The organism is Methylobacterium tardum, assembly GCF_023546765.1.
Lineage (GTDB): Bacteria > Pseudomonadota > Alphaproteobacteria > Rhizobiales > Beijerinckiaceae > Methylobacterium > Methylobacterium tardum.
In genome coordinates, this window is sequence record NZ_CP097484.1 from 5,968,965 (window position 1) to 5,995,134 (window position 26,170).

Consider the following 26,170-nt stretch of genomic DNA (forward strand, 5'->3'; position numbering starts at 1 on the left):
TCGGCCTCGCGCTGCCCTGGGTCACTTCGCTTCGCTCGCGAAGACCGAGCGTGACGCGATCGGGTCGCCCGGACCTGTCGCGGCCGCGCCCCGGCCCGGGCAGCGCAGGCCTGCGCCCCTCGTCTGGCGAAGCCCTTGCACACGGGCTAGGTCAGTGCGACGCAGCCGCCGCACGAGACCAGCGCACGACAACCGGGAGCCGCCCTTGGCCACGATCATCCCCGTCGCTTCCTTCGACTGCGTCGTGTTCGGCGCGACCGGCGATCTGACTGCGCGGAAGCTGCTGCCGGCGCTGTTCTACCGCTTCCGCGACGGCCAGATTCCCGAGACGAGCCGAATCATCGGCGCCTCGCGGTCGGAACTGTCCCTCGACGCCTTCCGCGAGCACGCCCGCGACGCCCTCAAGCGATTCGTGCCGGCCGCCGACCTGACCGACGACATGCTCCACCGCTTCCTCGATCACGTCGACTACGTCGCGGTCGACGGTGCCGGCGACAGCGGCTGGACCGACCTCGTGGCCAAGCTCGACGAGCGGCCCGACCAAGTCCGGCCCTACTACCTCGCCACCTCGCCCGACCTCTACGGCTCGATCTGCCGCAACCTCGCCGCCCACGGGCTCGTCGGCGAGAAGTCCCGCGTCGTGCTGGAGAAGCCGATCGGCAAGGACCTCAAATCGGCCCGGGCGATCAACGACGCGGTCGGTGAGGTCTTCCCAGAATCTCAGATCTTCCGGATCGACCACTATCTCGGCAAGGAGACGGTCCAGAACCTGCTCTCGCTCCGCTTCGCCAACACGATCTTCGAGCGGCTCTGGACCTCGGACGTGATCGACCACGTCCAGATCACCGTCGCCGAGACGGTGGGGGTCGAGGGCCGGGCCGGCTATTACGACACGTCGGGCGCGATGCGCGACATGCTGCAGAACCACATCCTGCAGCTGCTCTGCCTCACCGCCATGGAGAGCCCGCTCAATCTTGAGGCGAACTCGGTCCGCGACGAGAAGCTGAAGGTGCTGCGCGCCCTCAAGCCGATCACGGCCCACGACGTGCAGGCGGTCACGGTGCGCGGCCAGTACGTGGCGGGCGCCGTCGACGGCAAGCCGGTCGAGGGCTACCTCGCCGAACTTGGCCACGAGAGCCGGACAGAGACCTTCGTGGCCATGAAGGTCGAGATCCAGTCGGGGCGCTGGGCCGGCGTGCCGTTCTACCTGCGCACCGGCAAGCGCCTGCCCCAGAAGCTCTCCGAGATCGTGGTGCAGTTCCGGGCCTCGCCGTTCTCGATCTTCCCCGAGGAGGCCTTCGGCCGTGAGCCGAACCGGCTGGTGATCCGCCTGCAGCCGCAGGAGGGCATGAAGCTCGAAGTGATGACCAAGGATCCCGGTCCCGGCGGCCTGCGCCTGCGCCCGACCGACCTCGACATCTCCTTCGAGGAGACCTTCAAGCAGCGCTACCCCGACGCCTACGAGCGCCTGCTGATGGACGTGGTCCGCGGCAACGCCACCCTGTTCATGCGCCGCGACGAGGTCGAGGCCGCCTGGGCCTGGGCCGACGGCGTGCTCAAGGCCTGGGCCGACCGGCCCGAGGCGCCGCGGCCCTACCCGGCCGGGAGCTGGGGGCCAACCGCCGCCATCGCGCTGATCGAGCGCGACGGCCGGACATGGCATGAAGAATTGCGGTAACGACGCGCGCCGGTTTACGGCCAAGCTGCCTTGATGCGGTCAAGCCAGATGTGAACACTGTCTGTGCCGCCGATCACCGCCCCACAAGAGGGCGGATACGGTATGCACGAGGGATCATCACATGCTGGCCACTCATCAGGACGCGGCCGCGCAGGCCGAGCGCCGTCTGGAGCGATCGGTCGCCGCCGCCCTGCGCGTCATCGCCGCCGCCCATGTCGAGCGGCAGGCGCCGCCGATCTCCGCCGCGCGCCGCCGCCTGAGCGAGGTCTACGGCGCCACCCGTCTCGCACGTCGCCTGGAGCAGGAACGCCGGACTGCCTGAATGCGCCCGGCCCGGATCATCCGCGCGCGCTTGAGGCAATCCCGGACCGCGCCCGCCTTGCCATCCTGCGCCTGCTAGAGTCGCCTCGCTGCACGCGCGGACGGGCTCACACGGCGGCGTCCCAGGTCTCGCTGAGGGGCGTCGTCCCACGGGCAAGCCGGGCGCGCAACACGACATCGCTCGTCGGCATCGGGTCCGGCGGGCGCCACTCGACGTAGATCCGCCATCCGCCCGTCTGCGGCACGAAATTGGCCACCGGCTCGTGCATCGTGCCGGCGCTGGCCGAGACCTCCGCGGTGATGTCGTCGTCGGTGCCCTTCGGCAGGCCGGGACCCTCGAAATCGATCACGCAGAGCCGCCGCTGCGGGCTCGGCGGGTTGGTCGGGCGCAGGCGTTCCGCCGATCCGAAACGCGTGGAGGTGACCCTGGCGAGGGCGGTCTCGGGGATGGCCGCCACGGGCTCCGCTCCGACCGTGGTCAGGCCGTAGGCGAGCCGCACCGGGGTGCCGGGCTGCGCCGGAGCCGCCGGCACGAAGGCCGCGACGATGTTGTCGGCGTATTCCTCGCCGGAAGGGATCTCGTAGAGCTGCACCGCGCCCTCTGCGAAAGCGCAGCCCGCGTGATCGGGCGCGACCCACAGGCCGGGCCGTGCCTCCTGGCGCGCCTCCACGTCGAGATAGGCCTCAAACCGTCGCTCGCGCTGCAGCAGCCCGAAACCCGCCAGCGGCTTGGCCGCGAAGGCGGAGATCTGCGGCTGGCTGCGACCGTTGACCAGTGGCCGCCAGAGGCGATCGACCCGCGCTGGATCGCTCCCGGCTGCGACGCACAGCCCGTCGGAATCGTGCACCTGCGGCCGGAAGTCGTCGAACGGCGTCGCGCCCCGGGCGCCGGGTCCGTTCTGGCCGTGCAGGAACATGCTGGTGAGCGGCGCCACGCCGAGCTTCGCGAGCGTCCGACGCGGATGGAGCGCCGCGGTGACGGCGATCCGGGCTGGGTCACCGGGTGTGATCTCGAACCGGTAGGCGCCGGCCACGCTCGGGCTGTCGAGGAGCGACATCACCGTCAGGCTGCGGGCCTCGGGCTCCGGCTCGCAGATCCAGTGGGCGATGAAGTCCGGGAATTCCTCGCCCTCCGGGGCACCCGTGCCGATCGCGAGCCCGCGGGCGGAGAGGCCGTATTCCTGGTTCGCCGCCCGTAGCCGGAAATAGGAGGCGCCGAGGAAGACAAGGAATTCCTCCTGGAAGCCCTTGGGGCGCCACGAGGGCGTGTCCGGGAACGCGTAGTGCAGGCGGAAGCCCGCGAAGCCGAGATCCGGCGCGAAGGTCTGCCCGGCCAGCGTCGGGCCGAGGTCGAACAGGCGGCTCTCGTAGGGGATCCGGTGCGCCGGCCCGCGCCGCGGCTGGAGATAGAGGTCTACGCGCTTGCGCTGCAGGAAGCCGCGGTGGAAGAACTGCGCGCTGAAGTTGTTGCCGAGGCGCAGGCCCTCGTCCGGCCGGAACCTGATGGCCCGGTAGCGGTCGTAATCCAGGCCTGCGAGCGCCGCCGGCAGGTCCTCGGGCGGTGCGGCGTAGGGGGCGGAGGCCAAGCGCGCCGCCTGATCCGACAGCGTTTCGAACGTCATCGGGCCGTCCTGCGGCGGAAGCGCCGACCCGGCCCACGTTCTGGACCCATTCAGATCGGCCGCGCTAGGTAGAACCGTGCCGGCAGCCGCGGTCAGGACTGTTCCTAGAACGCGGCGCCGGGAGGGGGGATTGATCCGTTCGGCTTCCGGCCGCCTGCGCGGCCGGGTCGGCTCCGTGTCCTCACCCCGCACATCGGTATCCACGGTCATCGGTTCTCGGCTCCAGACGGCCGGGCGGCCGGCAGCCTTCCACGGTCGAGTTCCTCGCGCCATGTCCCCACGCGTCACCTCCTCTGCCGAGCGACCGCATCGGAACGCAGGCTCGGTCACATCCGATCCGTCGACCGCAATCCCCCAGCACGAGGTCTGGACGGGTACGCGACCGGCGCGCGCACTCCGGGCTCGCCGCCTCGCCCTGGCGATCCCGAGCCTCGTCACGGCCGGCGGTCTCGCGTGGCTTGCCGCGCTCGCCTATCCGGCGGGTGTCAGCCCGCTCGCCTGGGCGGTGCTGGTGCTGTTCAGCCTTGTCATGGGCTGGCAGGCCTTCGTCGCCTGCCAATACGCCTACGGGCTCATCGCCGGCTTCCTGGGCGATCGGGCCAAGTCGGTGCTGGAGCGCCGCTCCGAGCAGGCCGAGGCCACGATCGCGGGCGCCGGACGCGCCGCCGCCGTGGTGGCGATCCACGCCGAGGACGCGGTGGCGGTGTTCGCCCGCCTGCGGGTGATGGCGCGCTCGCTGGCCCGCGCCGACGTGCAGGACATCGACATCTTCGTTCTCTCCGACACGCGGGACGGCGCGATCGCCGCCGTCGAGGAGCACGAATTCGCCCGCATCCAGGCCTGGGCAGCCGCCGACCCGGCGCTGCCGCGGATCCGCTACCGGCGCCGGACCGAGAATGTCGGCCGCAAGGCCGGCAACATCGGCGAGTTCTGCCGCAGCTACGGCGCCGAGTACGCCTTCATGATCGTCCTCGACGCGGACAGCCTGATGACGGGCGCGGCGATGACCCGGCTCGTGCGGCTGATGCAGGAGAGCCCGCGCACCGGCCTGATCCAGACCGTCTCGTACGCGGCGGGCCGGGACACGCTCTTCGCCCGCATCCAGCAATTCGCCGTTCGCCTCTACGCGCCGCTGGCGCTGCGCTGCCTGGAGACCGCAGGGGCCGGAGGGCAGCTACTGGGGCCACAACGCGATCCTACGGATCGAGGCCTTCGCGGCGAACGCGCAGCTTCCCAAACTCCCGGGCCGGGAGCCGCTCGGCGGCGAGATCCTGTGCCACGACATCGTCGAGGGCGCCCTGATGGTCCGCGCCGGCTGGGAGGTGCGGTTGCTGCCCGAGATGGGCGGGACCTGGGAGGAGATGCCCACGAACCTCGTCGACCTGCTCGGCCGCGAGCGTCGCTGGTGCCAGGGCAACCTCCAGCACCTGCGGGTGCTGCCCTGGACGGGGCTGCGCGCCGCGAGCCGCTGGCACCTCCTCGTCGGCATCCTCTCCTACGGGGTGCTGCCCCTCTGGATCGCATTCGTCGGGCTGGCCGCCTGGCAGGCTGCGCGGACCGGCGATCTCGGCCTGCTGGCCTACGGCCTGACCGGGCAGGGGGCGGCGGCCCATGCGCTGGCGATCCTCAGCATCGCCGTGCTGGCGCTGCCGAAGCTCCTGAGCCTCGGCCATGTCCTGGCGGCGCCGGAGCGTCGGGCGGCCTTCGGCGGCACCCGGGCGCTGCTCGCGAGCGCCGCCCTGGAGCAGGCCGTGTGGGTAGTCCTGTGGCCGGTCCTGACCCTGTTCACCGCCAGCGCCGTGGTCTCGACCTTCCTTGGCCGGGTGGTGCGCTGGGAGACGCAGGATCGGGATGACCGGCAGGTCTCCTGGTCGGAGGCTTTCCGGCTCCAGGCCGATGCCGTGGTGGTCGGCGCGCTGATGATCTTCGCCCTGGTCCTCGTCGGGAGCCTTTGGCTCGCCCTGTGGTTGGCGCCCGTGGCCCTGGCGCTGCTCACGAGCCCGGCCCAGAGCGTCTGGACGAGTCGGGCCGATCTCGGCCGCGCCGCCCGGGCGCGGGGCCTGTTCCTGACCGCCGACGACACCGCGCAGGCGCCGGAACTCGCCGAACTCGCCCAGCTGCGCGGCCTGCCCGCCGCGCCGGCCCCGCTCCGCCCGGCTCCGCGCGAGCCGGCCATCTGGCTCGCTGCCGACGAGGCCTGACGCGGCCTCGAGGCGCCCGCGGAACCCGCCGCGGGCACGGGTCGCGAACGCCGCGACTTATGCCGTTCATCCCCGCTCTTACGGCCAAGCTGCCACAGTGTTGCCATCGAGTCACGGGCGGGCGGAACCGCCTGGATCGGGCGGTTTCAGGCTTGGATTTGAGGCGCGAGCGTTTACCCCTTGGCGAGGATCGGCACGGCATCGTGCCCCGGTATTCGCCGCGTTCCCGCCATAGTCCGCGCCTGCCCCGAGAGGCTTTGATGCGTCGTTTTCTCCCCGCCCTGATCGGGCTTTTCGGCGCGGCCGCGTGCGCCGCGCCGGCTCTGGCCTACGAGATCGACCCGCTGACCCGCCAGCCGCTGAACGACGCGCTCACCGTGCGGGTGCGCCCGCAGGCCGTCGAGACCGTCGCGGTGCCGGTGGCCAACGCCTCGCTCAACCCCGCCGACCCGCTGAGCGCCGACGCCGCGGTGCCGCAGATGTCGGCGATCCCGCGGGAGACCGTGGCGTATAACGGCCCCTACGGCGCCGGCACGATCGTCGTGTCGACGGCCGAGCGGCGGCTCTACTACGTGCTGGGGGGCGGTCAGGCCCTCCGTTACGGCGTCGGCGTCGGCCGTCCGGGCTTCACCTGGGGCGGCGTGCAGACCATCACGATGAAGCGCGAGTGGCCGGATTGGCGCCCGCCGGCGACCATGCTGAAGCGCCGGCCCGACCTGCCGCGCTACATGAAGGGCGGTCTCGAGAACCCGCTCGGCGCCCGCGCCATGTATCTCGGCGGCTCGATCTACCGGATCCACGGCTCCAACGAGCCGGAGACGATCGGCACCGCCGTCTCCTCGGGCTGCATCCGCATGACCAACGAGGACGTGATGGACCTCTACACCCACGCCAAGGTGGGCACGAGAGTCATCGTCCAGCGCTGATTTTTTCGGGGCTTTTCGGGGGAGGGCCGGCCGCGAGGTCGGCCCTTCTGCGTTCAGGCCGCCGGCAGGGTCACCAGCGCGTCCGGGCGCTTCACCTCGATCTCGATGAACGCGATCGGGTGGTCTGACCCGTTCATCACGTCGTGCCGGATGCCCGCGGGACGCATGTAGGATTGCCCGGCCGCGAGCGCCGTCTCACTGACCGCCGCACCGTCATGGACGCGCAAAATCCCGTCCACCAGCATCACCACGAAATACGGCCAGCCGTGCTCGTGCCATCCGGTCACGCCGCCGGGCGGGAAGTCCCAGCGCGTGATGCGCACGGTGGCGTCGTCTTGCTGAATCGTGGGCGTAGCCGGGATGGTGCAGGCGAAGGCCATGGGGTCTCCAGAGATGGCGAGCGATCGGACGAGGCACGCGTCTCATACGATGCAAGCCTCCGGCCTCCTCGGCGGAACAGCTCAACACGCCCTCATTGCGCGCGCAGCGAGGCGGCCCAGTAATCCGCGATGGCGAGCCGTGGCGCCGCCCTGGATTGCTTCGCTCCGTTCGCGAAGATGTCGACGCCCGATGCCAGAATCCGCACCGAACAGAGCGGCTGCCCTCAGTGGCACCCGCAGGAACCCGACCCGCAGCCCCCGCCGCTCCCGCCGCCCTTCACCGGCGCCTGCCGCGCCGTGTCACGGTCGAGGCCGCGCTCGGCGAGTTCGCTGAGATAGGTCTGCCAGCGGCTCTCGTACTCGCGGCCGAGCGTATGCAGGTAGCCCCAGCCGTAGATGCCGGTGTCGTGCATGTCGTCGAAGCCGAGCTTCACCGCGTAGTTGCCGACCGGCTCCACCGCCAGGATCGCCACGGACCGCTTGCCACCGATCACCTTGCGCTCCAGCGGCGAGTGCCCCTGCACCTCGGCGGACGGGCTCGACACCCGCAGGTACTCGGCCGGCAGGGCGTAGCGCGCCCCGTCCTCGAAGGCGACGTTGAGACTCCGCCGGTCGGCCGACAGGCGGATCTCGGTCGGCCACAGATCCTCGGTCACGGGTCACACTCCTACGCAATCTGGGGCTGCGGCGCGGGACCTGCTTGCCCGCGACCGTTTGGGGCATCATATGCCGGACAATGCTCGATGACAGCTCCCTGACGCCGCAGACGTCCGCTCTCGGCGCGCCCACCGGGCCCGCGCCGCTGATCGACCCGTTCCAGCGGGCGATCTCGTATCTGCGCATCTCGGTGACAGATCGCTGCGACCTGCGCTGCGCCTACTGTATGTCCGAGCACATGCAGTTCCTGCCCAAGCGCGACCTGCTGACCCTGGAGGAGCTGGACCGCCTCTGTGGCGTGTTCATCGCCCGCGGCGTGCGCAAGCTCCGGATCACCGGCGGCGAGCCGCTGGTCCGCCGGGACATCATGCACCTGTTCCGCCGGCTCTCGCGCCACCTCGATTCAGGGGCGCTGGAGGAGCTGACGCTCACCACCAACGGCACGCAGCTCACGCGCTACGCCGACGAGCTGGCGAGCCTCGGCGTGCGCCGGATCAACGTCTCGCTCGACACCCTCGACCCGGACAAGTTCCACGAGATCACCCGCCGCGGCGACCTCAAGGTGGTGCTCGACGGCATCGCGGCGGCGCGGGCTGCCGGGATGAAGGTGAAGATCAACGCGGTGGCGCTCCGCGACGTCAACGCCGACGAGATTCCCGACATGATCGCCTGGGCCCACGGCCTCGGCATGGACATGACGCTGATCGAGGTCATGCCGCTGGGCGAGATCGAGGCGGACCGGACCGACCAGTTCCTGCCGCTGTCGGTGGCGCGGCAGCGCCTGGAGACCCGCTACACCCTCACGCCGCTGCCCGACCGCACCGGCGGCCCGGCGCGGTACGTGCGCGTCGAGGAGACCGGCGGGAAGCTCGGCTTCATCACGCCGCTGACCCATAATTTCTGCGAGAGCTGCAACCGCGTGCGCCTGACCTGCACGGGCCAGCTCTACATGTGCCTGGGCCAGGAGGATTCGGCCGATCTCCGGGCGGTCCTGCGCGCCTCTCAGGACGATTCGGTGCTGGCCCAGGCGGTCGTCGAGGCGATCACCCGCAAGCCCAAGGGCCACGACTTCGTCATCGAGCGCCAGCGCCCGGCCGCCGTGCCGCGGCACATGAGCGTGACGGGGGGTAAAAGCCTCAGCCGTCTTTGCGAGCGCAACGAAGCAATCCAGGGCGGCGGGCGTTGCCAGAAGGTGGCGTGTCCCTGGGTTGCTTCGCTGCGCTCGCAAAGACGGAGGCGCTCACACCTCTTCGTCGGCGTAACGCGATTGTTGCCGTCCGCGCTGCCCGGAGCCCTTCCGCGGCGCGCCCGCGCTGATCCCCGCCACCAGGTCGGCGATGTGGCGCAGCGTCTCCACCGACAGCGCCTTCTCTCCCTCGCCGCGACCCTGCGGGATCAGCGCCTTGGCGAAGCCGAGCTTCTGGGCTTCCTTCAGCCGCGATCCGGCCTGTGCGACCGGCCGGATCGCGCCGGAGAGTCCGATCTCGCCGAAATACACCGTCTCGGGCGGCAGCACCGCGCCCGACAGAGACGAGACCAGGGCGGCCGCCACCGCCAGATCCGCCGCGGGCTCGGTGATGCGCAGGCCTCCGGCGACATTCAGATAAACGTCGTGGCTGCCGAGCCGGATGCCGCCATGGGCCTCCAGCACGGCCAGCACCATCGACAGCCGGTTCGGGTCCCAGCCGACCACGGCGCGGCGCGGCATGCCGAGGGAGGAGGGGGCGACGAGCGCCTGGATCTCGACCAGCAGGGGCCGCGTGCCCTCCATCCCGGCGAAGACCGCCGTGCCCGCCGCCTGATGGTCTCGGCCCGCCAGGAAAAGGGCCGACGGGTTCGGCACCTCGCTGAGGCCCGCATCGGTCATCTCGAACACGCCGATCTCGTCGGTGGGCCCGAAGCGGTTCTTCACCGCGCGCAGGATGCGGAAATGGTGGCCCTGGTCGCCCTCGAAGGAGGCGACCGCGTCGACCATGTGCTCCACAACCCGGGGGCCGGCGATCTGCCCGTCCTTGGTGACGTGGCCGACCAGGATCACCGCCGTGCCGGTGGTCTTGGCGAAGCGGATCAGCGCCTGGGCCGAGGAGCGGACCTGCGTGACCGTGCCGGGGGCGGATTCCACCGTCTCGGTCCACATGGTCTGGATCGAGTCGATGATCGCGAGCGCGGGCGGCCGGCCCTGGCTCAGGGTCTCGGCGATGTCCTCGACATTGGTCTCGGCCGCGAGCTGCACCGGGAGCGCGCTCAGCCCCAGCCGCTCGGCCCGCAGTCGCACCTGCCCGACCGCCTCCTCGCCCGAGATGTAGGCGACCCGCTCGCCGGTGCCCGCCATGGCCGCCGAGGCCTGCATCAGCAGGGTCGACTTGCCGATCCCCGGATCGCCGCCGAGCAGGATCACGGAACCGCGCACGAAGCCGCCGCCGGTGACCCGGTCGAGCTCGCCGATCCCTGAGGGAATGCGCGGTGCCTCCTTCGCCTCGCCGGTCAGGCCCTCCAGCGGGAACACGCGGCCGCGGCTGCGCGACGGCCGGGTTGCGGCCGGCCCGGACTGGCCGGGAGCCGAGGGCGCCTCCTCGACAATCGTGTTCCAGCCGTTGCAGGCCTCGCAGCGCCCGCGCCAGCGGTTGTAGACCGCCCCGCAGGACTGGCAGACGAAGGTCTGGTGGATCTTGGCCATGGCTCGGTCGGGTCCGGACGTCGCGTGCCTTCGGGACTGGCCGTCATTCCGGGGCCGCGGAGCGGAGCCCGGAATCCAGAGCCGCCGACGCGCCAAGGCCCCGCCGCGGTTCTGGATGCCGGGTTCGCCTGCGGCGCCCCGGAGTAACGGAATATCGTTTCAGCGCGACGGGTGAATCAGCAGGACTCTACATAGGATCGAACATAACGAGAACCCAGGCCGGTGAGAATCTCGTAGCCGATCGTCCCGGCGGCGCGGCCGACCGCGTCAATATCGAGAGTGTCGCCGATCAGCACGGCTGTGGCGCCGCGCTCGGCTGCGGGGGCCGCGGTGACGTCGAGGATGATCAGATCCATCGAGACGAGGCCGAGGATCGGGCACGGGACGCCGCCGACCAGCGCCTGTCCGCGTCCGCTGATCGCCCGGGGGAAGCCGTCGGCGTAGCCGAGCGAGAGCGTCGCCAGCCGGCTGGGCGCGGCTGCGGCCCAGCGACCGTTATAGCCCGCGGTGGCGCCGGCCTCGACATCGCGCACCTGCGCGATCATCGCCTCCAGCCGCACCACCGGGCGCATCGGGTTCGCGGTTCCGGGGGTCGGGTTGCCGCCGAACAGGGCGTAGCCCGGCCGCAGGAGGTCATGCTGCGCGCCCTTGAGGAAGATGCCGGAGGAGTTCGCCAGCGAGGCGGGCAGGGCCGGATAGGCCGCGCGCACCCGGGCGAAGTCGGCGATCTGCCGGGCATTGACCGGATCTTGCGGCTTCTCGGCGCTGACGAAGTGGCTGAGGATCAGATCGATGCAAGACGCCGCGATCCGCGGGTCGCCCGCGAGGTCCAGCGCCTCCGGCACCGACAGGCCCAGCCGGTTCATGCCGGTGTCGACATGGAGCGCCGCGGGCACGCGGCCGGCCGAGAACGCCGCCCAGTCCGAGAGTTCCTCGATGCTGCCGAGCACGGGACGCAGTCCGTGCGCCGCGAAAGCCGCAGCGGCGCCCGGGGCCAGGCCGTTCAGGACGTAGATCGCGGCGTCCGGCAGGGCGGCGCGGGCTGCGACGCCCTCGGACAGGTGGGCGACGAAGAAGGTCCGGCAGCCGGCCGCCCAGAGAGCCGGCCCGACCCTGGCGATGCCGCAGCCATAGGCATCAGCCTTCACCACGGCGGCGCAGGCAACACCGCCGCCGCGTGCGGCGAGGGTTCGCCAGTTTGCCGCGATCGCCCCAAGGTCGATCGTCAGCCGGGCCCCGTGGGCACCGATGCCGGTTGTGGATTGCGTCACCGTACTGTTCCCGATCTCCGATCCTTGAGGAATGGGGATGCACGACGCGGACCTGCAAGGCGAGATGCGGTCGGCAACCCGTCTCCGCAAATCGAAGCTGCGCCTCTGCACGGGATCGCCTTGCCGGACACCGCCGTCTCACTCCGTCATCCCGAGGCCGCGCAGCGGAGCCTGGGATCCGGATACGCCGACAGACCAGGTTCCGGCGACTACATGGTTCTGGATTGCCCGCCTCCGGCGTGCCCCTTCGGGTCCGGGCTCGCCTGCGGCGCCCCGGAAAGACGGCGCGGGTCGACCGGCGCGAGACCGCGACGTGCCGAACGGGTCGGTGATCGGCATACGGTAAGGGGAACTCAGACCGACCCGGCGCGGCATCGCGACAGAGCGCATCTGATGCATGGACGGCACAGCCCCGGACCGAGGCGCGGGCCCCCGGGTGACGGCCGAGGTCCGGCTTGGTATAAATCCACTGCGGTCCGGGGGAGCCGCACGGCCGACGCGCTATCCCCGCGGGTACCAAAAAGCTCAACGATGCCGTTTACCGTCCTGGATCTCGTCGTGCTCGGCATCGTCGCGGTCTCCGCGCTGCTCGCGGCCGTGCGTGGCGTCACCCGCGAGGTGCTGGCGATCGTCGCCTGGGTGGCTGCCGCCGCGGTCGCCTGGACGCTGTACCCAATGCTCCTTCCGACCGTGAAGCAGCACGTGAACAGTGACACCGTCGCGCTGGTCGCCTCGATCGCGGCGATCTTCCTCGGCACGCTGATCATCGTATCGATCATCACGGTGAAGATCTCGGACGTGGTGCTCGACTCGCGCATCGGCGCGGTCGATCGCTCGCTGGGCTTCCTGTTCGGGGCCGCCCGCGGCTTCCTGATCTGCGTGATCGGCTGGGTGTTCCTGTCCTGGCTGGTCCAGGGCAAGGTGCCCGATTGGGCCGCGCAGGCGCGCTCACGCCCGATGCTGGAGAAGTCCGGCGACGCTCTGGTGGCGCAGCTGCCCGAGAATCCGGAAGGCTTCCTCAAGCAGTTCAAGAAGCCGAAGACCGGCGCGCCGCCCAACGAGGCTGCCGACGCGCCGGCCGAGACCGATCCGGCGCCCCAGCGCCGCACCGAGACCGCGCCGACCCCGACGCGACGCTGATCTGCGGTATTCGCCGTAGGTTGGCGCGCGCGGAACCCCTAGATAGCGGTTCCGGTGTTGATCGGATTGTATCCGCGACGACCGGCGCGCCGGCCCGTCGCCGCCGGGTCCTGTGAGTGATCGACCGCCTCATGTCACACGCCGCCAATCCCAGCGCCGATTTCGACCTCGACGGCGACACGCTCCGCGAGGAATGCGGCGTCTTCGGTATCTTCGGACATCCGGAGGCCTCTGCCATCGTGGCCCTCGGGCTGCACGCCCTCCAGCACCGCGGCCAGGAGGCGGCCGGCATCGTCTCCTTCGACGGCTCCGTGTTCCACTCCGAGCGGCGGCCCGGCCTCGTGGGCGATTCCTTCTCGGACGGCGAGACCATCGCCCGGCTGAAGGGCCGCGCCGCCATCGGGCACGTGCGCTACTCGACCACCGGCGGGACGATCCTGCGCAACGTCCAGCCGCTCTTCGCCGAACTCGCCAGCGGCGGTCTCGCGGTCGCCCATAACGGCAACCTGACCAACGCCCTGTCGATCCGCCGCGACCTCGTGCGCGACGGCGCGATCACTCAGTCGACCTCCGACACCGAGGTGATCCTGCACCTCGCGGCCCGCTCGCGGAAGCCGCGGATCATCGAGCGCTTCATCGACGCCCTCCAGGCGATCCAGGGCGCCTACGCGATCGTGGCGCTCACCAATAAGAAGCTGATCGGCGCCCGCGACCCGCTGGGCATCCGTCCGCTGGTGCTGGGCGAGCTCGACGGCCGCTACATGCTGGCCTCCGAGACCTGCGCCCTCGACATCATCGGCGCCCGCTTCGTGCGCGACATCGAGAACGGCGAGATCGTGGTGATCTCCGAGGAGGGGATCGAGTCGATCCGCTTCGCCGACGCCGTGCCGATGCGGCCCTGCATCTTCGAGTACATCTACTTCGCCCGGCCGGACTCGGTGGTGAACGGCAAGAGCGTCTACGCGGTGCGCAAGGCGATCGGCCGGGAGCTGGCCCGGGAGGCCTCCGTGGCGGCCGACATCGTCGTGCCGGTGCCGGATTCCGGCGTGCCGGCGGCACTCGGCTTCTCGCAGGAGACCGGGATCCCGTTCGAGATGGGGATCATCCGCAACCACTATGTCGGCCGGACCTTCATCCAGCCGACCCAGTCGGTGCGCGAGCTCGGCGTGCGGATGAAGCATTCGGCCAACCGCGCGGCGATCGAGGGCAAGAGCATCGTCCTCGTGGACGACAGCCTCGTGCGCGGCACGACCTCGGTGAAGATCGTCCGGATGATGCGCGAGGCCGGCGCCTCGGAGGTGCATTTCCGGATCGCCTCGCCGCCGATCACCTACCCGGATTTCTACGGGATCGACACGCCCGAGCGGGAGAAGCTACTCGCCGCGACCCACGATCTCGAGGGCATGCGCAAGTATATCGGCGCGGATTCGCTCGCCTTCCTGTCGATCCCCGGCCTCTACCGGGCGATGGGCGAGGAGGCGCGGGACGCGACCTGCCCGCAATACACCGACCATTGCTTCACGGGCGAGTACCCGACCGGCCTGACGGATCTCTCCATCGCCGGGCCGAAGCGCTTCGCCATGCTGGCCGAGGCGGACTGACAGGATCTGGGGGTTCCGCGCGAACGGGTCTCCAACGGAGATCCCCTGCGCGCGGAAATGCGCTAGGTCCTGCGCATGGCTGAGTCTCAGAGACCCTCGAAGGCCGCGTCGCGGTCGTCACCGGCGCATCCCGCGGCATCGGGCGCGCCGCCGCCCTGGCGCTCGCCGGCGCCGGCGCCCACGTGATCGCGGTGGCGCGCACGGTCGGCGCCCTGGAGGAGCTGGACGACGCGATCCGCGCCGCCGGCTCCAGCGCCACGCTCGTGCCGTTCGACCTCGCCGATTACGACGCCATCGACCGGCTCGGTGCGGCGATCAACGCGCGCTGGAAGCGGCTCGACATCCTCGTCGGCAATGCCGGTATCCTCGGTGCGCTCATGCCGATCGGCCACATCACCCCGAAGATCTGGGGGCAGGTGATGGACGTGAACGTGACCGCCAACTGGCGCCTGATCCGCTCGCTGGACCCGCTGCTGCGCATGTCGGATGCGGGCCGGGCGATCTTCGTTTCTTCCGGGGCGTCGTCGAAGTGCCGGCCCTATTGGGGGCCGTACTCGGTCTCGAAGGCCGCGCTCGAGGCGCTGGTGCGCACCTACGCGGCGGAGAACGAGACCACGGCGATCAAGGCGATGCTGCTCAACCCGGGTCCCCTGCGCACCGGGATGCGCCGCTCGGCGATGCCGGGCGAGGATCCCGAAACGCTGCGGACGCCCGAGGACCTCGCACCGCATTTCGTGCGGCTCGCCGCCCCGGACTGGACCGAGACCGGCAAGCTCTACGACTTCCCCACCGACCGGGTGCTGAGTTTCCGCGCACCCGAATGACGGGATCGGCGGTTGCTTGATTGGGTCGTCCCGCCCGCCACCTCAGGATGAGGGATTGGACGGGACAAACCGGTTTCCTTTCACTGAGTTGCCTTCAATGATCGACGTCCGCTGCATCTGCGCGATCGGCCTGCGCGGCCAGCTCGGCCTCAACGGCCACCTGCCCTGGGAGGGGAACACCGACCCGCTGTTCGTCGAGGACGTGACGCGCTTCTTCGCGCTCACCATGGGCCACGTGCTCATCGCCGGGCCGAAGACCGTGGCCTCGGTGCCCGAATTCGCCTTCAAGGACCGCACCATCGACGTGATCCGCAGCCACGAGGATCCCGAAGAGGTGCTCAAGCGCTACCCGGGCCGGCGGATCTTCGTGGGCGGCGGCATCGCGGTGTGGAACGTCTACGCCAAGTACATCCAGAACTGGGACATCACGCGCCTGCCCTATGACGGCGAGGCCGACCGCTGGTTCGATCCCGCGTGGCTCGTCGGCGGCCCGCTGCGGGCAGCCTGAGGCGCGGGTTCCACGGACCGCGCCGCCCCGGCCGCCGGGGGAAGCAGCGCCATCAGCGCCTGCAGCGGTGCGCTGGCCTCCCCCGACCAGACGAGATGGGTCCGATTGAGGCGCAGATGCGCCGGCAGCGGATGGCGCTCGACCGCATGCCCCACCACCGCCTGATCGAGCACCTCGGTCGGGATGATCGCGACCCCGGTGCCGGCGGCCACGCAGGCCACGATGGCGTGATACGAGCTCATCTCCAGGATCCGCGCGGGCGCAGTGCCCTGTTCGGCAAGCCACTCGATCAGGCGCTGGCGGTAGGAGCAGCCGTGCGGGAACGCCACGACGGTCTGCCCGCCCAGCGCGGCGGAGCGGCCGGCGCGCGGGGCCGTCCGTCCGGTAATCAGCACCAAATGTTCGTCGAAGGCCGGCACCGACGACAGCTTCCCGCGTTCGAACGGTTCGGACACGAAGGCCGCCTCGACCTCGAAACGCTCCAGCTGCTGGAGCAGCGCACGGGTCGTGCCCGTTCTCAGCTCGATGGTCACGTCGGGGTAGCGCGCGTGGAAGGCCGATAGGATCGGCGGCAGCCGGGCGCCGGCGGCACTCTCCAGCGAGCCCAGCCGCAGCAGCCCGCCCACGACGCCGCTGCGCAGCTCCTGCTCGGCGAGGTCCGCCAGGTCCAGAAGCTTCTCGGCGTGGCCCAGGAGCGTCCGTCCGGCTTCGGTCAGGGCGAGGTTGCGGCCCTGGCGGCGGAACAGGGCGACCCCGAGGCGCTCCTCGAACTGCTTGATCCGGGTGGTGACGTTCGACGGCACGCGATGGAGCAGGCTCGCGGCCCGCGTCACGCCGCCCTCCCGCACCACGCAGCGGAAGATGTGCAGGTCGTCCAGGTCCATCGTTCTCATCGAGAGAACGATACGTCATAAGAATTCACTTTTTCAACAGGGGTACGACGTGCTCAATCCGTCCGATGAGCACCCGCGATCTCTCCTCCCGTCCAGTCGACCCGGCGGCCCTGGCCGTGGTCGGCAGCGGCCTCGTCGCCCTGGCGGTCGCCATGGGGATCGGCCGCTTCGCGTTCACGCCGCTCATGCCGCTGATGATGCGCGACGGCACGCTCAGCGCCGACGCGGGTGCCGAATGGGCCGCGGCGAATTATGTCGGCTATCTGGTCGGTGCCCTGACGGCCGCGCGCTTTGCCGGCAACCCGCGCCGCGGATTGCTGCTGAGCCTGCTCGGCGTCGCGCTGGCGACGCTGGCGACGGCGGCAGCCGACAGGACCGCGGCGCACGTGACGGGCGCCGGTCTGCGCGCGGCGACCGGCGTGTTCAGCGCCTGGGCCCTGGTCTGTGCGAGCAGCTGGTGCTTGGCCGAACTGGCCCGGCGCCGGGCCCCGCAGCTCGGCGCGTGGATCTACGCGGGGGTCGGGCTCGGGATCGCGCTGGCCGGCACCCTGGCTTGGCTCGGCGGCCGTCAGCCGGCGGATTGGCTCTGGCTCGAACTCGGCTTGCTCGCCGCGGCGGGCGCGCTGCTCGCCTGGTCGCTGCCACGGGGCCCGGATGCGGCCTCGGATCAGCAGGTGGCGCGCGAGGCCGCGGCGACGGCCCATGGCGGCCGGAGCGGGCAGCTCGGCCTGGTGCTGTGCTACGGCACGTTCGGGTTCGGCTACATCGTGCCGGCCACCTTCCTGCCCGCCATGGCGCGGGCGCTGGCGCCGGATCCCCTCGTGTTCGGCCTGGCCCGCCCCTGTTCGGCTTGGCGGCGGCGGTCTCGGTCGCGGCCGTGGCGCTGTGGCTGCCCCACGTACCGCGCCGGCGGCTCTGGGCGGCGGCCCAGGGCATCATGGCGCTCGGGACGGCCTTGCCCCTGGTCGTCCAGGCCCTCTGGGCGGTCGCGGTGTCGGCGGTCTGCGTGGGCGGCACCTTCATGATCGCCACCATGGCCGGCCTGCAATTGGCGCGTGAGGCGCGGCCCGACAACCCGACGCCCCTGCTCGCCCGAATGACCACCGCCTTCGCGGCCGGACAGATCGTCGGCCCGCTGCTCGTGCGCGGCATCGGTCCCGGTCGCTGGGCCGGCTGGGACGCGCTGAGCTGGGCCGGCGCGCTCGCGACGCTCCTGCTGCTCCTCACGGCCCTGTGGCTGTGGCGCGCCGCGCGACCGGACCCCACGAGCGTCCGGCCGGCCTGATCCCGGGACGTCCGGGCCCGCGCGCCGGATCGGTTCGGTCCTGTGCGGTCGAAACTGCGTCTGCGGCGTCTATCTTGGAGTGATGATCGCCCGGAGACCACGATGAGCGCCCACAGCTACCGCTTCGGCATCGAGGAGGAGTATTTCCTCGCCGATGCCGAGACCCGCGGGACGCCGCGGGGCGACCTCGCCGCCTTCCATGCGCGGGTGAAGGCGGAACTGCCCGAGACCGGGCGCGAACTGGTGGCCGCGCAGGTCGAGGTCTGCACGCCCCCGCTCACCGGCGCGCAGGCCGCGCGGGAGAACCTCGGCGGCCAGCGGGCGCAACTCGCCGGCATCGCGGCGGAGAACGGGCTCAGCCTGCTGGCCTGCGGGACCCATCCTCTGGCGCGCTGGGCCCGCCAGACCGCCACCGACGGGGCGCGGTACAAAGGGATCCTGTCGGATGTCGGCATCGCGGCCCGGCGGGCGCTGATCTGCGGGATGCACGTCCACGTCGAGGTGCCGGATCCGGGCGCGCGCATCGACCTGATGAACCGGCTGCTGCCGTTCCAGCCGCTCCTGCTCGCCTTGTCGGCGTCGTCGCCGTTCTGGCAGGGCGAGGCGACGGGGCTGATGGCCTACCGGCTGAGCGTATTCGGCGAGCTGCCGCGCACCGGTTTGCCGGAGATCTTCTCCGATGCGGCCGCCCACGCGCGGTTTGTCGACATCATGACCCGATCGGGCGCCATCGCCGACGCGAGCTTCCTGTGGTGGTCGCTGCGACCGTCGATCAAGTTTCCGACGCTGGAGCTGCGCATCGCCGATGCCTGCACGCGCCTGGACGATTCCCTCTGTCTCGCCGCCCTGTTTCGCTGCCTCGTGCGCCTGTGCGTGCGCCGGCCGGACCTCCATGCCGGTCTCGACGGCGTCTCGCGGGCCCTGGCCTCGGAGAACCTGTGGCGCGCCCAGCACAGCGGCGTGCAGGCGACGCTGATCGACGAGGCGCGCGGCGAGGCCGTGCCCTTCGCGGAGGCGCTGGAGGCGGTCCTGGCCCTAGTGGCCGAGGATGCCGACGCGCTCGGCTGCGCCACCGATGTGGCCCGCGCCCGGGTGATCGTCGCCGAGGGGACCAGCGCGGACGGACAGATCAGGGCCTTCGAGGCGGCGCTCGCCGAGGGGAAGGACGAGCGCGCCGCCCTCGCGGCGGCCGTGGATTGGATCGCCGGCGCGGTCCGCTGAGGGCTGCGCACGGCTGCCGCAACCGCTCCGTCGTCACGAGCGGAGGGAAGTGACCCAGGGTAGCGCGACCTCGGCCATCGTCGCGCTGCCTGGATTGCTTCGCTGTGCTCGCAAGGACGGAGAGCGGAGGCGGGGTCAGCCCTTGTCGAACGGGTTCTGCGAGGTCCGCAGGCTCAGCCGGATCGGCGTGCCCGGCAGGTCGAACGCCTCGCGCAGGCCGTTCACGAGGTAGCGCGTGTAGGATTTCGGCAGGGCGTTGAGCTGGTTGCCGAACAGCGCAAAATGCGGCGGCCGGCTCTTCACCTGGGTGGCGTAGCGGATCTTGATCCGCCGGCCCGAGACCGCCGGGGGCGGGTTGCGGGAGGTCGCCTCGTTCAGCCAGTCGTTGATGCGCGAGGTCGAGATGCGCCGGTCCCAGACCTCCGAGGCCTGCACCACCGCCTGCATCAGCTTGTCGACGCCGTCGCCGGCGAGGCCGGAGAGCGGCACCACCGCGACGCCGCGTACCTGCGGCAGCAGCCTTGTGCAATCCTCGCGCAGCTGCTTGAGCAGGCCCGGCTGGTCGGCGACCAGGTCCCACTTGTTCAGGCCGATCACCAGGGCGCGGCCCTCGCTCTCGGCGAGGTCGGCGATGGTGAGATCCTGCTTCTCGAACGGGATCGTGGCGTCGAGGAGCACCACCACCACCTCGGCGAAGCGCACGGCGCGCAACCCGTCCGAGACCGCCAACTTCTCCAGCTTGTCGTCGATCCGGGCGCGGCGGCGCATCCCGGCGGTGTCGTGGAGCTTGATGCGGCGCCCGCGCCACTCCCAGTCCAAAGAAATCGAGTCGCGGGTGATGCCGGCCTCGGGGCCGACGAGCAGGCGGTCCTCGCCGAGCATGCGGTTGATCAGCGTCGACTTGCCGGCATTCGGGCGGCCGACGATCGCGACCTTCAGGGAGCGGCCGCCGGGGGCGTCCGCGTCCTCCTCCTCATCGTCGTCGCGCTGGGGCAGGGCCCCCTTGAGCGCCTCGTGCAATTCGCCCAGGCCCTCGCCGTGCTCGGCCGAGAACGGGATCGGGTCGCCGAGCCCGAGGGTGAAGGCCTCGTAGGCGCCGGCGAGCCCCGCGCCGCCCTCGGCCTTGTTGGCGATCAGGATCACCGGGCAGCCGGCGCGGCGCACCAGCTCGGCGAAGGGCTGGTCAGCCGGCAGCACGCCGGCGCGGGCGTCGATCACGAACAGCACCACGTCGGCGGCGAGGATCGCCGCCTCGGTCTGCATCCGCATCCGGCCGGTGAGGGTCGCGGCGTCGGCCTCCTCGAGGCCGGCGGTGTCGATCACCCGAAACTGAAGGCCGCCGAACGCGACGTCGCCCTCGCGCCGGTCGCGGGTGACGCCCGGGCGATCGTCGACCAGCGCGAGCTTCTTGCCCACGAGACGGTTGAACAGGGTCGACTTGCCGACGTTCGGCCTCCCGACGATGGCGACGGTCGGCATATCCATGGTGGTTCTCGAACAGTCAGAAGTGAAATCAGCGCGTGATCGGCGGGGGCGGCGCGGCGGCCTCGGGCTTGGCCTCGGTGACCGTGACGGGGCCGCCCGCGACGATCGCCGCGTAGACCTCGATGCGCTCGCGCAGGTTCCGCGGGGTGTCGGGATCGGCCACGATCTGGTCGAACCAGCGGCCGGCCTCCTCGTAATCGCCCTTCTTCAGGGCGGCGAGGCCGAGCATCTCGCGGGCGGTGTGGCGGAACGGCGTGCCGGCAGCCAGTCCCTGAAGGTTGGCGAGCGCCGGGTCCGGGTTCGGCCCGTCGAGGCGCAGCAACGCGGCGCGCAGGCGCGCAAGATCGCGCAGGCCATCGCCGAGGCCGGTATCGTCGGCGAGCTTGTCGAACTCCGCGGCCCCCGCCGCGGCGTCGCGCTTGCCGGTCTCGGCAGCCGACCGGAACCGGGCGAGCAGGCGGTAGCCCGCCGGGCCCTGCGCCTCCAGGGCGTCGAACACCTTGTCGGCCTCCGCGACCTTGCCGTCCTTGGCGAGGCGGTTGGCATCGTCGAACTGCACCGAGGCGGTCTCTGCGGCCGCGCGCTGCTGGTTCTGCCAGTAGCGCCAGCCCGCGACGCCCGCCACCACGAGCACGGCGAGCGCGATGATCACGCCGCTGTAGCGCTTCCAGATCTGGAGGATCCGGTCGCGGCGGTAATCCTCGTCGACCTCGCGAAGGAACTCGTTGTTCTCGGCCATTATATCCCGGCCCGCCTGTATCGGCGCGCCACCTCGTACCTCGATCGGGCCCCGCGCCTAACACACGGGCGCCGGGTTGGCGACAGCGGTGTCTCTGGCCGTGGCTCAGGCCGTCCCCGGCCAGACCGGCACGCCGATCACCGGATAGTGCAGGTAGCGGGCGAAGACGAACCACGCGGCCGTGCCGATCACCAATGCCAGGATGTCGTTGCGCCAGCCATGGGGCGCAACCGCCGGGCCGGCGTGCTGGGCGACGACGGCGCCTGGGGCGAGCGCCCGGCGCTTGGCGCTGATCCGCGCCGAGACCGCCCAGGCCAGGAAGCCGCCGAACAGCAGGATCGAGCCGAGATCGCCGTTGGCCAGGAGATGCGCGGTCGCCCAGATCTTCACGGCGAGCAGCATCGGGTGCTTGGCCTTGGCGCGGATATGACCCGGCAGGTAGGCGGCCGCGAGGCAGACGAAGGCCAGCCAGACCAGGGTCAGGGCGAGGTGGCGCGTCCAGACCGGCGGGTCCCAGACCGGGATGTAGCCGGTCAGCCGGTAATCGTGGAAGCCGACCCCGATCAGCACCAATCCGAGCAGCGACAGGGCCGTGTAGCCGAGCTTGTAGCGGCTCTCACCGATCCGGCCGACGATCGCGGCGCGCCGGTTGCGGGCCATCGAGAAGGCATGCGTGCCGAGGAACAGCACGAGCCCGAGGATCAGGAGAACCATGGGAGACTCTTGGACGGGCCAGTGGAGTGCAAGCACTCTGTAATGGTTCTCAAGCGAATCTCGCCCTGTTTGTCCAGGCGTGGCCGGGACGCAGCCGGGTGGCGGCCATGGGCGTGGCGGATCGGATCATCCGGGAGTGGCCCTCGCCTCTCCCTCCCTCCCCCGCAAAGGGGGAGGGAGGACGTCGCGCTTCGCATGTGCGGCACTGCTGATCCTGACCGTCTTACCCCTCCCGGCCCGGGCCGCCTCCGATCCCCCGCTCTCGGCCCTGACCCTCGTCGGGCCGCCGACGATCGTCTTCAAGGCGGGCCGCGACGCCTGCGACGGGGCCGATGTGCCGGATGCGCCGGCCCGCGCCTTCCGCGATGCGTCGGGCGCGGTGGCGGTCTTCGGCCTGCATTACCGCAACCGGGCGCTGCGGGGCCCAAATCTCGGCCAGCTCAAGCTCGACTGCACGGTGGTGCTGGATTCCGGCGAGAAATCCGATCCGGCCCTCTACGACGACCGGTCCTGGATCACCGCCACCTGGACCGAGGACGGCAGCCACGTGGCCGCGCTGCTCCACCACGAGTACCAGGCCAACGAGCATCCCGGCCGCTGCCCGGCCGGGACCTACATGGCCTGCTGGTACAACACGATCACGGCGGCCGCCTCGGCGGATGGGGGGCGCAGCTTCACGCGGAAGGCTCCGCCGGTCGTCGTGGCCGGCGCCCCGTTCCGGCAGGAGGTCGACCAGGGCCGGCATCGGGGCTTCTTCAACCCGTCCAACATCGTCGCGGACGGGCGCTGGCGCTACTTCCTCGCCTCGACCACGGGCTGGACCCGCCCCGGCAGCGACCAGGAGGCGGGGGTCTGCCTGTTCCGCAGCGACGAGCCCGCCGACCCGGCCCGCTGGCGTGCCTGGACCGGCACCGGCTTCGGCGCAGCCTTCCCGGACCCGTATCTGGCCACCCGCCCGAACCCGGCTACCTGCCGGCCGGTCGGACCATTCCCGGGGCCGGTGGGCGCCGTGGTCCGCCACCGGGGCTCGGGCGCCTGGATCGCCGTGTTCATGGCCAAGGCGGGTGAGGGGTTTCCGCGCTCCGGCTTCTACTGGACGTCCTCGCGCGACCTGATCACCTGGGACAGCCCGCGCCTGCTCGTGGAGGGCGCCACCCTCTACGACGACCCCTGCACGGCGGCGGCCCCGCTCATTGCCTATCCGTCACTCCTCGATCCGGACGCCAAAGGGCGCAACTTCGGCGATGTCGGCGATACGGCGCTCCTGACCTACGCGAGCCTGCGCATCGAGGGCTGCACCATCACCTCCGACCGGGACCTGATCCGCCGCCCGGTGGCGATCCGGGTCTGGCCCTGATCCGCCTCGACCGAGACCAGCCCACCGCGTCAGGTCGGCCGCATCCTCTCCGACCAGACCGCTGTCGCCAACGTCGTGGACGCGATGATCGCCGACGCCGATCGCACGCGGCTCTACTGATCGATCGGGCCCGGCGACAGCCAGGACGGCGCACCGGCCTCGGCCGTGCCCATGGGCAGGCCGATCCGCTGGCAGAGCACGGTTCCGAGAGTCACGCTCAGCATCAGCGCAGTGGCCGAGAGCAGGAATGTGGTCGCCCGGGCGTAGGGGCGTCCGACATGAATCAGCACGCAGCCGAAGGAGAAGATCGCGAGGGCCTGGAGCAGATGCTGCACGGAAAGGCTCCGTTCTGGCCGCGGATGCGCGGTCCGGGTCGGTGGTCAGCCTCCGCCCTCGGCGTGAAAACGCGGTTAAGGTCGGGTATAGGGATCGTTCCGACGGACGGATCGCGAGAGGATCCCGCATGAGCGCATCGAGGGTTCCGGAGGAAGCCGACGGCCACGCGGCTGCGGCTGGACCACCCCGCGACACCGCCGTGCTCGGGGCGGGTGCCGTCGGGGCCGGAACGGTGGGAGCCTCGGCCCTGGGCGCCCTCGCGGTCGGGGTTGCGGCCATCGGGGCGGTCGCGCTGGGCGCCTTCGCGATCGGCCGCCTCTCGGTGGGCCGCGCCCGGGTCGAGTCCCTTCAGGTCGGATCCTTGGACATCGACACGCTGACGGTGCGGTCGCTCCGCCTGCCGGACCGTGATCGCGACTGAGGCGCGCGGCCGGCGCCGCCTGTCGCGCCGGCCCGAACCGCGTGGACAGGAGGATGCGATGACCGAACCGAAACCGCCCTTCCGCCCGACCGAGGCGGTGGACGTCCTCGGCGAGACCGCGGGCGATTTCGTCCTGCCGCTCTGCCTGCCGAAGCCCAGCCTGCTGATCGGCGAGGATCTCGCCGTCGTCGTGCTCGATACGATCCACGGCCAGCGGGTCGGCCTGCCCCTCAGCCTGCAGGGCGCCGCGGATCTGCACGCGGTGCTGGGCGAAGCCCTGCGGCTGCTCCAGGCGCGGGACGGGGGCTCGGTCCAGTGACGCGTGCGGCTGCCGAAGCGACGATCCGGCGGCGCCCCGCACGCTAAGGCTTCGTTGAGGCGGGAAGCGTAACCAGAGCGCGAACCTTCCGCGTGGCGGCTGATGCGCGCTCCGTTCCTCCTGCTGCTGCTGGTCTGCGCCGCGCCCGCGCAGGCGCGGCCCGCGACCTTCCTGGCGGTGCACGCCTTGGGCATGGCCGCCCTGCCGCCGGTGCCGCCGAGTGCGGCGCCCGTGCCGGCCGCGGATGCGCGCGCCCGCTTCCTGCCACTGATCGCCCGCGAGGCGGCCGGGACCGGTCTGCCGCTGGCGGTGGCCGACGCCGTCGCGCGGATCGAGAGCGGCTACGATCCCACCGTGGTGGGCAGCGTCGGCGAGGTCGGGCTCATGCAGGTGCGGCCCACCACGGCGGCGATGCTCGGCTTCCGCGGCACCGTCGCGGAACTGGCGGCGCCGGAGATCAACGTGCGCTACGGGGTACGCTACCTCGCCGAGGCGTGGCGCCGGGCCGACGGTGATCTCTGCCGCGCCCTGATGAAGTACCGGGCCGGACACGGGTCCGAGGTGATGTCGCCCCTGTCGCAGCTCTACTGCGCCCGCGCCCAGGCGATCCTCGCCGATCCCGAGGCGCGGGTCGCCCACGCGAGTCCGCGCCCGGCCGGGCCGATCCGTTTCGCCGCCGGAGCGTCAGCCGCCGTGCATCGGGAACGGGCGGATCCCGTGCCGGCAACGCCGCGCTCGTTCTGGGAGGCGCACCGGGCGCGGATCGCCCGGCTCAACGCCGCCGTGGTGGCGCGCTGGCGCGCCCGCGGCTGGAGCGCCGAGAGGCCGCCCGCCGCGGCAGATCCGTCCGCCGATCCCGCCGGCGGCTGACGCGGACGGGCTGCCCCGTTCAAGCCTCGTCGTCGATCCCGGGCCCGTCCGACCGCGCGCCGCGGGCCACCTCGCGCATCGCGTCGTCCGGCAGGGGACGCTGCAACCGGAGCGCCTCGGCGGTGGGCGCTTCGAGCCAGGTCGCCCATTCCTCCGGTTTGGTCAGCAGCACCGGCATCGCCTTCGGATGGACCGGGCCGACGACGCCGTTCGCGTCCGTGGTAAGGAAGGCGAACACCCGGTGCTCCTGCGCCACCCGATCGGGGTTCTCGCGCTTGGTCCCTCGAACGCCCGTCCAGGGCCGCCAGATGCCCGCGAAGGCGAAGAGCGGCCGCTCCTCATCGAGGGCGAACCAGACCGGCGTCTTGCGCGGCTTGGTATCGGCGTACTCGCTGAAGGCGGTGACCGGCACGAGGCAGCGATGGGCCGGCCCGAGCCAGGGGCGCCAGTGCGGGCTCGCCGTGTTGCGCACGTTGGTGACGGGCTGTTCGCCGAACGCCTTCGGCCCCGGCATGCCCCAGCGCATCATCGCGAGGTCCCGGCCGGCTGCGCCGGTGTGCACCACCGGCGCCAGCTGGTCGGGAAAGATCGCCGGCAGCGGCGGCAGGTTGCCGGTGTGGTCCTCCGCAATCCCGAAGGCCCGGCGCAGCTCCGCGGGTCCGGTGCGCAGGCTGTAGAGGTTGCACATCGTGATCCCGGACGGTTCGCCCGGCGCCCAGCCGCG

24 protein-coding genes and 3 pseudogenes are annotated in these 26,170 nt (G+C 71.4%); 16 read left to right on the plus strand and 11 right to left on the minus strand.

The window, feature by feature from the left end; genetic code table 11:
- Nucleotides 1-205 precede the first annotated feature (205 nt).
- A complete protein-coding gene (gene zwf / locus M6G65_RS28530; RefSeq protein ID WP_238194640.1) occupies nt 206-1,678 on the plus strand; it encodes a glucose-6-phosphate dehydrogenase in 1,473 nt (490 codons plus the stop codon).
- Nucleotides 1,679-1,799: 121 nt separating this feature from the next.
- On the plus strand, nt 1,800-2,000 hold the full coding sequence (locus tag M6G65_RS28535; RefSeq protein WP_238194641.1) for a hypothetical protein: 201 nt from the start codon (nt 1,800-1,802) through the stop codon (nt 1,998-2,000).
- Nucleotides 2,001-2,106: 106 nt separating this feature from the next.
- On the opposite strand, the gene M6G65_RS28540 is transcribed toward M6G65_RS28535, so the two are convergent.
- Nucleotides 2,107-3,621, minus strand: a complete 1,515-nt coding sequence (locus tag M6G65_RS28540) for an OpgD/OpgG family glucan biosynthesis protein (protein WP_238194642.1) — start codon at nt 3,619-3,621, stop codon at nt 2,107-2,109.
- Nucleotides 3,622-3,892: 271 nt separating this feature from the next.
- On the opposite strand from M6G65_RS28540, the pseudogene mdoH reads away from it, so the two are divergent.
- Nucleotides 3,893-5,822, plus strand: a pseudogene (gene mdoH / locus M6G65_RS28545) (glucans biosynthesis glucosyltransferase MdoH).
- A 260-nt stretch (nt 5,823-6,082) separates the two neighbouring features.
- Entirely contained in the window at nt 6,083-6,748 is a 666-nt protein-coding gene (locus M6G65_RS28550; RefSeq protein WP_238194644.1) for a L,D-transpeptidase, read from the plus strand.
- A 53-nt stretch (nt 6,749-6,801) separates the two neighbouring features.
- On the opposite strand, the gene M6G65_RS28555 is transcribed toward M6G65_RS28550, so the two are convergent.
- Both M6G65_RS28555 and M6G65_RS28560 read right to left on the minus strand, forming a co-directional pair.
- The gene (locus M6G65_RS28555) at nt 6,802-7,128 is read right to left on the minus strand and encodes a cupin domain-containing protein (protein WP_192706187.1); all 327 of its coding nucleotides are present in this window, start codon (nt 7,126-7,128) and stop codon (nt 6,802-6,804) included.
- A gap of 224 nt (nt 7,129-7,352) precedes the next feature.
- Nucleotides 7,353-7,784 (minus strand): gamma-butyrobetaine hydroxylase family protein, encoded by a 432-nt coding sequence (locus M6G65_RS28560; RefSeq protein WP_192706188.1) that lies wholly within the window; start codon nt 7,782-7,784, stop codon nt 7,353-7,355.
- Between the two features lie 80 nt (nt 7,785-7,864).
- On the opposite strand from M6G65_RS28560, the pseudogene moaA reads away from it, so the two are divergent.
- Nucleotides 7,865-8,914: pseudogene (gene moaA, locus M6G65_RS28565) on the plus strand (GTP 3',8-cyclase MoaA); the annotation flags it as partial.
- A gap of 111 nt (nt 8,915-9,025) precedes the next feature.
- On the opposite strand, the gene radA reads toward moaA, so the two are convergent.
- Together radA and alr are read right to left on the minus strand one after the other, a co-directional pair.
- Nucleotides 9,026-10,462, minus strand: a complete 1,437-nt coding sequence (gene radA / locus M6G65_RS28570) for a DNA repair protein RadA (RefSeq protein WP_250103169.1) — start codon at nt 10,460-10,462, stop codon at nt 9,026-9,028.
- A 176-nt stretch (nt 10,463-10,638) separates the two neighbouring features.
- Nucleotides 10,639-11,733 (minus strand): alanine racemase, encoded by a 1,095-nt coding sequence (gene alr / locus M6G65_RS28575; RefSeq protein WP_238194647.1) that lies wholly within the window; start codon nt 11,731-11,733, stop codon nt 10,639-10,641.
- A gap of 531 nt (nt 11,734-12,264) precedes the next feature.
- On the opposite strand from alr, the gene M6G65_RS28580 reads away from it, so the two are divergent.
- From M6G65_RS28580 to M6G65_RS28595, 4 genes are all read left to right on the plus strand, one after another.
- Nucleotides 12,265-12,873: a CvpA family protein gene (locus M6G65_RS28580; protein ID WP_192706192.1), complete on the plus strand. Its 609-nt coding sequence runs from the start codon at nt 12,265-12,267 to the stop codon at nt 12,871-12,873.
- 131 nt (nt 12,874-13,004) lie between these two features.
- Nucleotides 13,005-14,474, plus strand: coding sequence for an amidophosphoribosyltransferase (gene purF, locus M6G65_RS28585; RefSeq protein ID WP_238194648.1), 1,470 nt, complete (start codon nt 13,005-13,007; stop codon nt 14,472-14,474).
- A 137-nt stretch (nt 14,475-14,611) separates the two neighbouring features.
- Nucleotides 14,612-15,298, plus strand: a complete 687-nt coding sequence (locus M6G65_RS28590) for an SDR family NAD(P)-dependent oxidoreductase (protein WP_250104305.1) — start codon at nt 14,612-14,614, stop codon at nt 15,296-15,298.
- Between the two features lie 97 nt (nt 15,299-15,395).
- Entirely contained in the window at nt 15,396-15,806 is a 411-nt protein-coding gene (locus M6G65_RS28595) for a dihydrofolate reductase (protein WP_043759157.1), read from the plus strand.
- Here the strand turns inward: M6G65_RS28595 and M6G65_RS28600 are convergent.
- Nucleotides 15,737-16,690, minus strand: a complete 954-nt coding sequence (locus tag M6G65_RS28600; RefSeq protein WP_238194650.1) for a LysR family transcriptional regulator — start codon at nt 16,688-16,690, stop codon at nt 15,737-15,739. The two genes, M6G65_RS28595 and M6G65_RS28600, sit on opposite strands and share 70 nt — an antisense overlap.
- Before the next feature lie 206 nt (nt 16,691-16,896).
- On the opposite strand from M6G65_RS28600, the pseudogene M6G65_RS33600 reads away from it, so the two are divergent.
- From M6G65_RS33600 to M6G65_RS28610, 3 genes and pseudogenes are all read left to right on the plus strand, one after another.
- Nucleotides 16,897-17,448 (plus strand): annotated as a pseudogene (locus M6G65_RS33600) (YbfB/YjiJ family MFS transporter); the annotation flags it as partial.
- A 128-nt stretch (nt 17,449-17,576) separates the two neighbouring features.
- Complete coding sequence (locus M6G65_RS33605; RefSeq protein ID WP_284042364.1) at nt 17,577-17,984, plus strand: YbfB/YjiJ family MFS transporter; 408 nt, start codon at nt 17,577-17,579, stop codon at nt 17,982-17,984.
- Nucleotides 17,985-18,086: 102 nt separating this feature from the next.
- Nucleotides 18,087-19,205, plus strand: coding sequence for a carboxylate-amine ligase (locus M6G65_RS28610; RefSeq protein WP_238194652.1), 1,119 nt, complete (start codon nt 18,087-18,089; stop codon nt 19,203-19,205).
- 135 nt (nt 19,206-19,340) lie between these two features.
- On the opposite strand, the gene der is transcribed toward M6G65_RS28610, so the two are convergent.
- The 3 genes from der to M6G65_RS28625 all read right to left on the minus strand — a co-directional run bounded on the left by der (nt 19,341) and on the right by M6G65_RS28625 (nt 22,143).
- The gene (der, locus tag M6G65_RS28615) at nt 19,341-20,690 is read right to left on the minus strand and encodes a ribosome biogenesis GTPase Der (protein ID WP_250103170.1); all 1,350 of its coding nucleotides are present in this window, start codon (nt 20,688-20,690) and stop codon (nt 19,341-19,343) included.
- Nucleotides 20,691-20,718: 28 nt separating this feature from the next.
- The gene (locus M6G65_RS28620; protein WP_192706199.1) at nt 20,719-21,429 is read right to left on the minus strand and encodes a tetratricopeptide repeat protein; all 711 of its coding nucleotides are present in this window, start codon (nt 21,427-21,429) and stop codon (nt 20,719-20,721) included.
- Between the two features lie 105 nt (nt 21,430-21,534).
- The gene (locus M6G65_RS28625) at nt 21,535-22,143 is read right to left on the minus strand and encodes an NnrU family protein (protein ID WP_238194654.1); all 609 of its coding nucleotides are present in this window, start codon (nt 22,141-22,143) and stop codon (nt 21,535-21,537) included.
- Nucleotides 22,144-22,348: 205 nt separating this feature from the next.
- Here M6G65_RS28625 and M6G65_RS28630 point away from each other — a divergent pair, with 205 nt between their 5' ends.
- Complete coding sequence (locus tag M6G65_RS28630; protein ID WP_250104306.1) at nt 22,349-23,500, plus strand: hypothetical protein; 1,152 nt, start codon at nt 22,349-22,351, stop codon at nt 23,498-23,500.
- A gap of 113 nt (nt 23,501-23,613) precedes the next feature.
- Here the strand turns inward: M6G65_RS28630 and M6G65_RS28635 are convergent, their stop codons facing one another.
- Complete coding sequence (locus M6G65_RS28635) at nt 23,614-23,835, minus strand: hypothetical protein (protein ID WP_192706201.1); 222 nt, start codon at nt 23,833-23,835, stop codon at nt 23,614-23,616.
- Nucleotides 23,836-23,963: 128 nt separating this feature from the next.
- Here M6G65_RS28635 and M6G65_RS28640 point away from each other — a divergent pair, with 128 nt between their 5' ends.
- The 3 genes from M6G65_RS28640 (at nt 23,964) to M6G65_RS28650 (ending at nt 25,446) form a co-directional block, all read left to right on the plus strand.
- Nucleotides 23,964-24,257: a hypothetical protein gene (locus M6G65_RS28640; RefSeq protein WP_238194656.1), complete on the plus strand. Its 294-nt coding sequence runs from the start codon at nt 23,964-23,966 to the stop codon at nt 24,255-24,257.
- A gap of 58 nt (nt 24,258-24,315) precedes the next feature.
- On the plus strand, nt 24,316-24,576 hold the full coding sequence (locus M6G65_RS28645; protein WP_192706202.1) for a hypothetical protein: 261 nt from the start codon (nt 24,316-24,318) through the stop codon (nt 24,574-24,576).
- Nucleotides 24,577-24,678: 102 nt separating this feature from the next.
- On the plus strand, nt 24,679-25,446 hold the full coding sequence (locus M6G65_RS28650) for a lytic transglycosylase domain-containing protein (protein WP_238194657.1): 768 nt from the start codon (nt 24,679-24,681) through the stop codon (nt 25,444-25,446).
- Nucleotides 25,447-25,465: 19 nt separating this feature from the next.
- Here the strand turns inward: M6G65_RS28650 and M6G65_RS28655 are convergent, their stop codons facing one another.
- A complete protein-coding gene (locus M6G65_RS28655; RefSeq protein ID WP_238194658.1) occupies nt 25,466-26,134 on the minus strand; it encodes an SOS response-associated peptidase in 669 nt (222 codons plus the stop codon).
- Between the last annotated feature and the right edge of the window lie 36 nt (nt 26,135-26,170).

What these genes read in the sequence shown, in the direction of transcription:
- M6G65_RS28535 (WP_238194641.1), top strand. Translation starts at nt 1,800, where the DNA reads ATGCTGGCCACTCATCAGGACGCGGCCGCGCAGGCCGAGCGCCGTCTG.
- M6G65_RS28540 (WP_238194642.1), bottom strand. Translation starts at nt 3,621, where the DNA reads ATGACGTTCGAAACGCTGTCGGATCAGGCGGCGCGCTTGGCCTCCGCC.
- M6G65_RS28550 (WP_238194644.1), top strand. Translation starts at nt 6,083, where the DNA reads ATGCGTCGTTTTCTCCCCGCCCTGATCGGGCTTTTCGGCGCGGCCGCG.
- M6G65_RS28555 (WP_192706187.1), bottom strand. Translation starts at nt 7,128, where the DNA reads ATGGCCTTCGCCTGCACCATCCCGGCTACGCCCACGATTCAGCAAGAC.
- radA (WP_250103169.1), bottom strand. Translation starts at nt 10,462, where the DNA reads ATGGCCAAGATCCACCAGACCTTCGTCTGCCAGTCCTGCGGGGCGGTC.
- M6G65_RS28580 (WP_192706192.1), top strand. Translation starts at nt 12,265, where the DNA reads ATGCCGTTTACCGTCCTGGATCTCGTCGTGCTCGGCATCGTCGCGGTC.
- purF (WP_238194648.1), top strand. Translation starts at nt 13,005, where the DNA reads ATGTCACACGCCGCCAATCCCAGCGCCGATTTCGACCTCGACGGCGAC.
- M6G65_RS28595 (WP_043759157.1), top strand. Translation starts at nt 15,396, where the DNA reads ATGATCGACGTCCGCTGCATCTGCGCGATCGGCCTGCGCGGCCAGCTC.
- M6G65_RS28600 (WP_238194650.1), bottom strand. Translation starts at nt 16,690, where the DNA reads ATGGACCTGGACGACCTGCACATCTTCCGCTGCGTGGTGCGGGAGGGC.
- M6G65_RS28610 (WP_238194652.1), top strand. Translation starts at nt 18,087, where the DNA reads ATGAGCGCCCACAGCTACCGCTTCGGCATCGAGGAGGAGTATTTCCTC.
- der (WP_250103170.1), bottom strand. Translation starts at nt 20,690, where the DNA reads ATGGATATGCCGACCGTCGCCATCGTCGGGAGGCCGAACGTCGGCAAG.
- M6G65_RS28620 (WP_192706199.1), bottom strand. Translation starts at nt 21,429, where the DNA reads ATGGCCGAGAACAACGAGTTCCTTCGCGAGGTCGACGAGGATTACCGC.
- M6G65_RS28625 (WP_238194654.1), bottom strand. Translation starts at nt 22,143, where the DNA reads ATGGTTCTCCTGATCCTCGGGCTCGTGCTGTTCCTCGGCACGCATGCC.
- M6G65_RS28640 (WP_238194656.1), top strand. Translation starts at nt 23,964, where the DNA reads ATGAGCGCATCGAGGGTTCCGGAGGAAGCCGACGGCCACGCGGCTGCG.
- M6G65_RS28645 (WP_192706202.1), top strand. Translation starts at nt 24,316, where the DNA reads ATGACCGAACCGAAACCGCCCTTCCGCCCGACCGAGGCGGTGGACGTC.
- M6G65_RS28650 (WP_238194657.1), top strand. Translation starts at nt 24,679, where the DNA reads ATGCGCGCTCCGTTCCTCCTGCTGCTGCTGGTCTGCGCCGCGCCCGCG.
- M6G65_RS28655 (WP_238194658.1), bottom strand. Translation starts at nt 26,134, where the DNA reads ATGTGCAACCTCTACAGCCTGCGCACCGGACCCGCGGAGCTGCGCCGG.